The sequence below is a fragment of the Paraburkholderia hiiakae genome, from assembly GCF_904848665.1.
GTDB lineage: Bacteria > Pseudomonadota > Gammaproteobacteria > Burkholderiales > Burkholderiaceae > Paraburkholderia > Paraburkholderia hiiakae.
Map to the genome: position 1 here is coordinate 34,549 of NZ_CAJHCQ010000036.1, position 7,833 is coordinate 42,381.

At 63.4% G+C, this 7,833-nt stretch carries 9 protein-coding genes; 7 read left to right on the top strand and 2 right to left on the bottom strand.

Features of this window, described 5'->3' with window-relative positions; genetic code table 11:
- Window positions 1-180 precede the first annotated feature (180 nt).
- The 3 genes from JMY28_RS37360 to JMY28_RS37370 all read left to right on the top strand — a co-directional run bounded on the left by JMY28_RS37360 (window position 181) and on the right by JMY28_RS37370 (window position 3,581).
- Complete coding sequence (locus JMY28_RS37360) at window positions 181-1,176, top strand: aldo/keto reductase (RefSeq protein WP_201700902.1); 996 nt, start codon at window positions 181-183, stop codon at window positions 1,174-1,176.
- Between the two features lie 222 nt (window positions 1,177-1,398).
- Complete coding sequence (locus JMY28_RS37365; RefSeq protein ID WP_201700913.1) at window positions 1,399-2,145, top strand: glucose 1-dehydrogenase; 747 nt, start codon at window positions 1,399-1,401, stop codon at window positions 2,143-2,145.
- Between the two features lie 128 nt (window positions 2,146-2,273).
- Window positions 2,274-3,581 carry a chloride channel protein gene (locus tag JMY28_RS37370; protein ID WP_201700903.1) on the top strand — a complete coding sequence of 436 codons (1,308 nt, stop codon included), beginning with the start codon at window positions 2,274-2,276 and terminating at the stop codon, window positions 3,579-3,581.
- Between the two features lie 33 nt (window positions 3,582-3,614).
- Here the strand turns inward: JMY28_RS37370 and JMY28_RS37375 are convergent, their stop codons facing one another.
- Both JMY28_RS37375 and JMY28_RS37380 read right to left on the bottom strand, forming a co-directional pair.
- Complete coding sequence (locus JMY28_RS37375) at window positions 3,615-4,256, bottom strand: DUF1109 domain-containing protein (protein WP_201700904.1); 642 nt, start codon at window positions 4,254-4,256, stop codon at window positions 3,615-3,617.
- Window positions 4,253-4,798 carry a sigma-70 family RNA polymerase sigma factor gene (locus JMY28_RS37380; RefSeq protein WP_201700905.1) on the bottom strand — a complete coding sequence of 182 codons (546 nt, stop codon included), beginning with the start codon at window positions 4,796-4,798 and terminating at the stop codon, window positions 4,253-4,255. Before JMY28_RS37380 ends, JMY28_RS37375 begins: the two co-directional genes overlap by 4 nt.
- A 418-nt stretch (window positions 4,799-5,216) precedes the next feature.
- Between JMY28_RS37380 and JMY28_RS37385 the strand changes: the two genes are divergently transcribed.
- The 4 genes from JMY28_RS37385 to JMY28_RS37400 all read left to right on the top strand — a co-directional run bounded on the left by JMY28_RS37385 (window position 5,217) and on the right by JMY28_RS37400 (window position 7,591).
- Window positions 5,217-5,855, top strand: a complete 639-nt coding sequence (locus JMY28_RS37385; protein WP_201700906.1) for a cytochrome b/b6 domain-containing protein — start codon at window positions 5,217-5,219, stop codon at window positions 5,853-5,855.
- A 56-nt stretch (window positions 5,856-5,911) separates the two neighbouring features.
- Complete coding sequence (locus JMY28_RS37390; protein ID WP_201700907.1) at window positions 5,912-6,688, top strand: molybdopterin-dependent oxidoreductase; 777 nt, start codon at window positions 5,912-5,914, stop codon at window positions 6,686-6,688.
- Window positions 6,689-6,780: 92 nt separating this feature from the next.
- Entirely contained in the window at window positions 6,781-7,047 is a 267-nt protein-coding gene (locus JMY28_RS37395; RefSeq protein WP_201700908.1) for a pentapeptide MXKDX repeat protein, read from the top strand.
- A gap of 142 nt (window positions 7,048-7,189) precedes the next feature.
- On the top strand, window positions 7,190-7,591 hold the full coding sequence (locus JMY28_RS37400) for a hypothetical protein (RefSeq protein WP_201700909.1): 402 nt from the start codon (window positions 7,190-7,192) through the stop codon (window positions 7,589-7,591).
- The last annotated feature ends 242 nt before the right edge of the window (window positions 7,592-7,833 follow it).

Genomic DNA, 7,833 nt, shown 5'->3' on the forward strand with positions numbered 1-7,833 from the left:
GGGGCCATTGACAACCACCAGAGCGGCATAGGCTGCCGCCACCTCCTGCCACCACCGTGCTCGAAGCCAACGCGAGGGGGCGAAAAGATGGCAATGCGCCAACAGCCCGCTAAACTACGGGCGCAGAGGCCATTGAAACGCCGGCGAGGTAATTTCGCCAACCACAGGAGGAGCACGTAAATGACGCTTTCAAAGAGAAAATTCGGCCGTACCGGCTGGAATGTGTCCGAAATCGGGTTTGGGGCATGGGCAATCGGCGGTTCGTGGGGCAGCGTTGCCGAAGACGATGCGAGAGCCGCGCTGAACGCCGCGCTCGATAACGGCGTCACTTTCATCGACACCGCCGACGTCTACGGCGACGGCCGCTCGGAGCGCATTATCCGCGACGTGCTACGGGAACGCGGCGGCGAGCGTCCCATCGTGGCCACCAAACTCGGCCGGCGGCTCGACCCGCACGTGACCAGCGGCTATCTGAACAAGCGCGAACTCGAAGGCTTCATCGACCGGAGTCTCTCGAACCTGGGTGTCGACACGCTCGACCTGGTGCAACTGCACTGCCCCCCGACCGAAGTCTATTACCGTCCCGAAGTGTTCGACGCGATGGACGACTTTGTCGCCGCCGGCAAAATCCGCTTTTACGGCGTTTCGGTCGAAAAAGTGGAAGAAGCGCTGAAGGCGATCGAATATCCCAATGTGGTTTCGGTGCAGATCATTTACAACATGTTCCGCCAGCGTCCTGCCGATCTGTTTTTCAGGGAGGCGCAAAAGAAGAACGTTGCGGTCATCGCGCGCGTGCCGCTGGCGAGCGGCATGCTCACCGGCAAGTTGTCCGCCGACTCTGTTTTCGCGCCAGACGATCACCGTGCGTTCAATCGCCATGGCGAGGCGTTCGACGTCGGCGAAACGTTCTCGGGCGTGCCGTATGACGTCGCCTTGAAGGCGGTCGACGAACTGCGCGGCCTGGTCCCGGTGGGCGCCTCTATGGCACAACTCGCCCTGCGCTGGATACTCATGGAAGATGCCGTCTCGGTCATCATTCCGGGCAGCAAGAACGCGGCCCAGGCGGCGTCGAATGTCTCGGCGGCAAGCCTCGCGCCACTGTCCGATGCAGCCATGCAACACGCGCGGGACGTATACGAACGCCTTATCGCGCCGCACGTCCACCAACGCTGGTAAAGACGCTTGCAGTCGAAGCCACTGGAGTTTCCGCGCCCGCTGACTCCAGTTTGTTCAACTTTGCCCCGATTGTTCGGTTGATCCCGCCAGTCTGTTCGCGCCCGGCCGCTTTATCGCGGCGGCGCGGATCTCTACATTCTTACTCGTCGCCGGCCGATTGGTTCGTGCAACTCAAGAGGCCGGTTCCTAGTCGATGGTGCAACTTACGGTGCGGAGAACATGATGAGCAAACTTGCAGGCAAGGTGGCGGTTGTCACGGGCGCGTCGAAAGGCATCGGCGCCGCTATCGCCCGCGCCCTCGCGGCCGAAGGCGCTTCGGTGGTGGTCAACTATGCGAGCAGCAAGGCGGGCGCGGATGCGGTCGTGAGCGCGATTACGGCGGCCGGAGGCAAGGCGGTTGCCGTTGGCGGCGACGTGTCGAAGGCGGCGGACGCGCAAGGGATCATCGGTGCGGCCGTCGAAACTTACGGTCGGCTCGACATCCTCGTGAACAACTCGGGCGTCTACGAATTCGCGCCGATCGAAGAGTTCACGGAGGCGCAATACCGCAAGCAGTTCGACACGAACGTGCTCGGCGTGCTGCTCACGACGCAAGCGGCCGTGAAGCATCTTGGCGAGGGCGCGAGCATCATCAACGTGAGTTCGGTCGTGACGACGCTCACGCCGCCGACAACGGCTGTCTATAGCGGCACGAAGGGCGCCGTGGATGCGATCACCGGCGTGCTCGCTCGCGAACTGGGGCCGCGGAAAATCCGCGTGAATGCGATCAATCCCGGCGTGGTCGAGACGGAAGGCGCACACACGGCTGGCGTCATCGGTTCGGATTTCGAAAGCCTTGCAGTCAGCCAAACGCCGCTCGGACGCGTGGGGCAGCCCGACGATATCGCCTCGGCCGTGGTGTTCCTCGCATCGGACGATGCCAAATGGTTGACGGGCGAACATATCGTCGCGAGCGGGGGCATGCGCTAAGGCGCTTTGGTGGAACTGGCTGGCGGCGTAAATCGCGTGCGTGGTAACCTCCCGAAAATCGGTCGTGTCGCCCTCGCTGCGGCTCGACCGGCAATGCTTCAGAAAAGGGAGTTTGGCCAAGCCGTTTCATGCGAGTTTCCGACCTTATAGATAGTCGTACGATCTTGCGCAGCCGGCGGCGTTGGCTGTATTTCGGCGTGTTCTGGCTTGGCGCGATCGCGACGGGGCTCGTCGCGGTCATGTATGCGCGGCTCGTCGACTTCGGCTACGCGCTTTTTTTGCAGATGACCACTCATCACCGGTGGCTGCCGATTCTCATCACACCGGCAATCAGCGCGTTCTGCGTCTGGGCCACGCGCCGCTGGTTTCCGGGTTCGGAGGGCAGCGGCATCCCGCAGGTCATCGCGACGCTGCACGACGTGCGCGAATTCGGCCCGCGTCTGCTCACGCTGCGCATCCTGATCGGCAAAATCGCCCTGTCGTTCCTTGCGATTCTCGGCGGATTCACGATTGGGCGCGAAGGGCCGACCATCCACGTGGGCGCCGCGCTGATGTACAGCCTCCGGCGTTTCTACCCGGCGCGGCTGCGCAGCATGTACGGCGTCGGCCTCGAATACAAGCTCGCGCTTGCGGGCGCGGCCGCGGGCCTTTCTGCCGCGTTCAATGCACCGCTCGCAGGCGTGGTCTTCGCTATCGAGGAACTCACGCGCAGCTTCGAGGCGCGAACGAGCGGCGTGATCATCACGGCGATCATCTTTGCGGGTGTCGTCTCACTCGCGCTGCAAGGCAACTATGTGTATTTCGGCACGATCGCCATCAGCGGCCATTTGCCCGATCTGCTCGCCGTCGCCGTCATTCTCGTTGGCGTGATTACCGGCCTCGCGGGCGGCGTATTCTGCTGGCTGCTGCTCAACACCGAGCGATGGATGCCCGCCCGCTTGTTCGTTCTCCGAAAGGAGCGGCCCGTGGTGTTCGGCGCCCTGTGCGGTTTGTTCATCGCCGCGATCGGCGTGGCGAGCGGCGGCAATCTGTTCGGCAGCGGCTATGCGGAAGCGCGCGGCATGCTCGAAGGCCACTCGCAGCTCGGCGTGGCCTATCCCGTGCTGAAAATGGCCTCGATGGTCGGCTCGTATCTGCCGGGCACGCCGGGCGGCCTCTTCGCGCCGTCGCTGGCGATCGGCGCGGGCATCGGCAATGTGCTGCACATGGTGTTCGGCCAGATGCAGTTGCCGATGCTGATCGCACTCGGCATGGTCGGCTATCTTGCCGCCGTCACGCAGAGCCCGATCACGGCATTCGTCATCGTCATCGAAATGATCGACGGCCACGCGCTCGTGATCTCGTTGATGGCAACGGCGCTCGTTTCGAGCCAGGTATCCAGGCTATTCGCGCCGCCGCTTTACGAAGCCCTGGCGCAACGCTTCCTGAAGCCGTGACGGGCGCCCACTCGCGTTGACCGGCACACGCCGTTACCAGCGCAGCAGCCGCGGCCCCAGCCACGCGCCAATGCAGGCCGGCAGCAACATGCCGATCACATACCAGACGCTCCAGAACGCCGGACTCATCTCCGGGCAATGCAGGCAATACGCGATGGTCGCGAGCGCGCTCGCAAAGAGCCCGGCCGCCGCGCCCGCCGCGCGCAGGCGGGTGGGCGCGAGATCGCGCACGGCCCAGAACACGGCCACGAACGTGGGCACCGATAGCAGCACGATATTGAACGGGCACGTGCGCCATGTGTGGCCGAGCACGAGCGGCACGCGTTGCGCGGGCGCCGCGTCGCCCAGCGCGAGCCACGCGAGCGCCAGCACGGCGACGAATGGCAGCGCCACGAGTGCCCACGCATAGCCGCCGCGCTGGCCCGGCCGCCCGAGGCGGCTGACCGCGAGCGCAGCAGCGGCCGCGACACACAACGGGAACGCGAGCTTCGCCCAGAATATCGGCGTTTGCATGACACTCATGAGATCGCGCCGCACGCCGAACACCACGCTCATCAGCACGACCGAGCCCGCGAAACCAAGCAGCAGCGCCCGCGCGAAGCGGCGCAGCACAGCCTTGCGGTCCACGCGCGCATCGCCCGTGGCAAGCAGGTTGATCAGATCGTCGGTTTTCATTGCGCTCCCCTGATGCGCGCGGCAAGCGCTTTCAGACCGCGATGAATACCCACCTTGACCGCCGATTCGGAAAGTCCCGTGAGCTTCGCCGTTTCCACGACCGAAAGCCCTTCCAGCTTCACGTGGACGATAGGCAGGCGCTGTTTGTCGGGCAACTGCTCGAGCAGTTTGCCGATATCGCGGCGCGCCTGCGCGGGTTCGTCGTCGGGCGCGGCGAAGAGATCGGTGTGATCGTCGAGCGGATCGTTGAGCACGTCGCGGCGTGCGCGCGAGCGGAAAAAGTCCATTAACTTGTAGCGGGCGATCGCGTGCACCCAGGCCGTGAGCGGTTCGTCGGGGCGCCATGTGTGACGCGCGTTATGCACCGCAAGCAGGATCTCCTGCACGAGGTCCTCGACGTCGTCGCGCAACTGCGGAATACGCCGGCGCAGGTAGCCACGCAAATGACGCGTGAGTTCCTCGAGGAAGTCGCGATACGCTTGCGCGTCGCCTTCCAGGCCGCTGACAAAAAGCGCTTTGAGACGGGTTTCCGCGGAGTGCAAAGGTCGTCCTGGATTGTCGCGACGATAGGTTGGCGGGTTGGCGGGCAAGGCGCTCGCCCGGTCTTGCGACGGCGAACTTTCAAAATGATTACGAACGCCGCCGCACTCGCGCCCGTTCGCGTGAGCGTAGCCGAACGCTTCGCGCGCCGCAACGCCATGCAGGCCGCGGGCGTGCGCGCGAGGCGTCGCCCCTTCCGTCATCGTCGCCCATGTGCTGGTTAAGCCCACCTTTTGCTTCTCCCCGTGGCGCGAGCCCGAGCGCCCGTTGCGAGTAGTTCGTCCGCAGCGCCAGCCGGGTTACAGCCGAAGCAATATATTTTTGGCCGCGCTCGGGCCGCGATTTTTTTCTCGACGCGCTGTAACCGACTCGCGCGCCACAGCGAATTCACTGTCAACGCTGCGCCAACGAGGAATCGCCATGCAAACGTCGATCGGTGAAACGCCCGCACTTGAAGCACGCATTCGCCACCCGCGCGCAATCCAGCCGCTCTGGCTCCGCGTCACGCATTGGCTCAACGCGCTCGCGGCGCTCGTCATGATGTTTTCCGGCTGGCGCATCTACGATGCGTCGCCCGTGTTTGCGCAATTCGTCATACCCACGTCGATCACGCTCGGCGGCTGGCTCGGCGGCGCGCTGCAATGGCATTTCGCGGCGATGTGGCTGCTGTTTTTCAACGGGCTCTTCTATCTCGCCATGAATCTCGCTACAGGCCGCTGGCGCACGAAGTTCTTCCCCCTGAGCGCGCGCGCCGTATTGCATGATTTGCGCGCCGCGTTGACCGGCCGACTTTCTCACGCCGACCTGAGCCAGTACAACGCCGTGCAGAAACTCGCCTATCTCGTCGCGATCGCCGATCTCGTCGTTCTCGTGCTTTCGGGCCTTGCGATCTGGAAGTCGGTGCAGTTTCCGCTGCTGCGGGAATTGATGGGAGGCTACGACCGCGCGCGCGTGGTGCACTTCTGCGCGATGACGTTGCTTGCGGCGTTCGTGCTCGTTCACGTGACGATGGTCGCGCTCGTGCCACGCTCGTTGCTCACCATGCTTCGCGGACGCTGAACTCGCTGTCCGCTGCAATGAGAGACGCCATCCCCATCTGTTGATAAGGATTCCAGATGAAAACGACCGGACGCAAAATCATCGAACTCGACCGCGCAGCGATTCTTGCCGATGCACGGCGCGAACTCGACATGCCGTCTCGGCGCCTGTTCGGCAAGCGCATGCTCACGCTCGGCGGTCTTTCGCTGCTGACAGGCTGCACGATCACCGACGACGCCTCGGTCAACACCTTCCTCACCGCCGTTTCCCGGCTCAACGATCGCGTGCAGGGGTGGCTGTTCGACCCGACCCGGCTCGCGCCAACGTACACCGAAGCCCAGATCACGCGCCCCTTTCCCTTCAACGCGTTCTATAGCGAAAGCGAGGCGCCGGTCGTCGATGGCGGCGACTATCGGCTCACAATCAGCGGACTCGTCAAGGGCCAGCGTGTCTGGACGCTCCCTGAGTTGTATGCGCTGCCGCATGCCGAGCAGATCACGCGGCATATCTGCGTTGAAGGCTGGAGCGCGATAGGCCGTTGGGGCGGCACGCCGTTCGCGCATTTCCTGCGGCGTGTCGACGCCGATCTCACCGCGAAATACGTGGGCTTTCGTTGCGCCGACAACTACTACGAAAGCATCGACATGGCCACGGCGCTGCATCCGCAGACCTTGCTCGCTTTCGACTACGACGGCGAGCGCCTGCCCGCGAAATACGGCTATCCGATGAAGCTGCGCATGCCTACGAAGCTCGGCTACAAGAACCCCAAACACATCGTCGAGATTTTCGTCACGAATACGTATCCAGGCGGCTACTGGGTCGACCAGGGCTACAACTGGTTCGGCGGTTCGTGACATCTTCCTGCCGCCGCTTCGCACGACGGTTCCGTTTCACTTCCGCCCGAAAAAGGGCAACGGCTTTTTCCACCCAGCAAGGAGCAACGCAAATGAACACGATCCGATTCGCAGCTATCGCCATCTCCGCCGCCCTCTTGAGCGTGAGCGCAAGCGGCGCATTCGCGCAGGCAAGCGGCGCGATGTCGAACGACACCATGTCGCAAGACTCGATGCACAAGGACACCATGGGCAAGGGCGCCATGTCGCACGACACGATGAGCAAGGACGGCGCGATGAGCAAGGATAAGATGGACAAGCCCATGAAGAAAGACGCCATGGGCATGGATCATCCGGCGTCGGGCGCCATGGCGCATTGAAGCCTGGTTGAACCCAGCTCGAACCCAGGCAGTGCGCTCCCGGCGTGGCTTGCGCCAGGAGCGCAGCGCGCGCGCCTTGCCACTGTGCAATTCGCAATGCATGATTTCGGCGGGGCCGCACACCCTGCACCGGGAGCACGTCATGGGAAGCGAATGGCTACGCCGCATGAAACTCTTTATCCAGCGCTTCTGGCAGCCGACCAGCGCATGCATGACCTGCATGCCGGGGAGCTGGGGCAACATCATGAGCCTGACCCATTGGTCCATCGCATTCAAGACTGGACTCTTCACCGGCTTGCTGGCCGTGCTGCTCACCTTCACGCCGGCGACGAAGTGGTACGCGAATCGCTATGGCAACGCGCTGCTGGTTGGCTGCCTGACCGTGATCGGCGACGCCTACGCTCACACGAGTCACTATCGCATTCATGTTCTCGAACACGTCGCGACGGGGGTCGTGTCTGGCTTGTTTGCGCTCGCGGCCTCGTATCTGTTAGAGGACCCCGCGCGCCGCATACGAACGCTGTGGGCACGCTTGATCGGGTAATTCACGAGGCGAGGCGAAGCGCGCGAACGCGGGCAACGCCTCCGGTTCGATCCGCTGAACCGGCAATGTGCCCGCCAGGGTTTTGTTCCGCTTAGGCGTGGCCCGTCATTGCGACTTCGCGAAATCCTGTCTGAGCTTCCCTTGAAATTTCGCCTTCCAGCAGGTCGCGTATAAACTCGACCCAAAGGAAGGAAAGCAGAGATGTTCAAGGTACCGCACCAGGTGTACACGGCAGAGTTCAA

What these genes read in the sequence shown, in the direction of transcription:
- JMY28_RS37360 (WP_201700902.1), top strand. Translation starts at nt 181, where the DNA reads ATGACGCTTTCAAAGAGAAAATTCGGCCGTACCGGCTGGAATGTGTCC.
- JMY28_RS37365 (WP_201700913.1), top strand. Translation starts at nt 1,399, where the DNA reads ATGAGCAAACTTGCAGGCAAGGTGGCGGTTGTCACGGGCGCGTCGAAA.
- JMY28_RS37370 (WP_201700903.1), top strand. Translation starts at nt 2,274, where the DNA reads ATGCGAGTTTCCGACCTTATAGATAGTCGTACGATCTTGCGCAGCCGG.
- JMY28_RS37375 (WP_201700904.1), bottom strand. Translation starts at nt 4,256, where the DNA reads ATGAAAACCGACGATCTGATCAACCTGCTTGCCACGGGCGATGCGCGC.
- JMY28_RS37385 (WP_201700906.1), top strand. Translation starts at nt 5,217, where the DNA reads ATGCAAACGTCGATCGGTGAAACGCCCGCACTTGAAGCACGCATTCGC.
- JMY28_RS37390 (WP_201700907.1), top strand. Translation starts at nt 5,912, where the DNA reads ATGAAAACGACCGGACGCAAAATCATCGAACTCGACCGCGCAGCGATT.
- JMY28_RS37395 (WP_201700908.1), top strand. Translation starts at nt 6,781, where the DNA reads ATGAACACGATCCGATTCGCAGCTATCGCCATCTCCGCCGCCCTCTTG.
- JMY28_RS37400 (WP_201700909.1), top strand. Translation starts at nt 7,190, where the DNA reads ATGGGAAGCGAATGGCTACGCCGCATGAAACTCTTTATCCAGCGCTTC.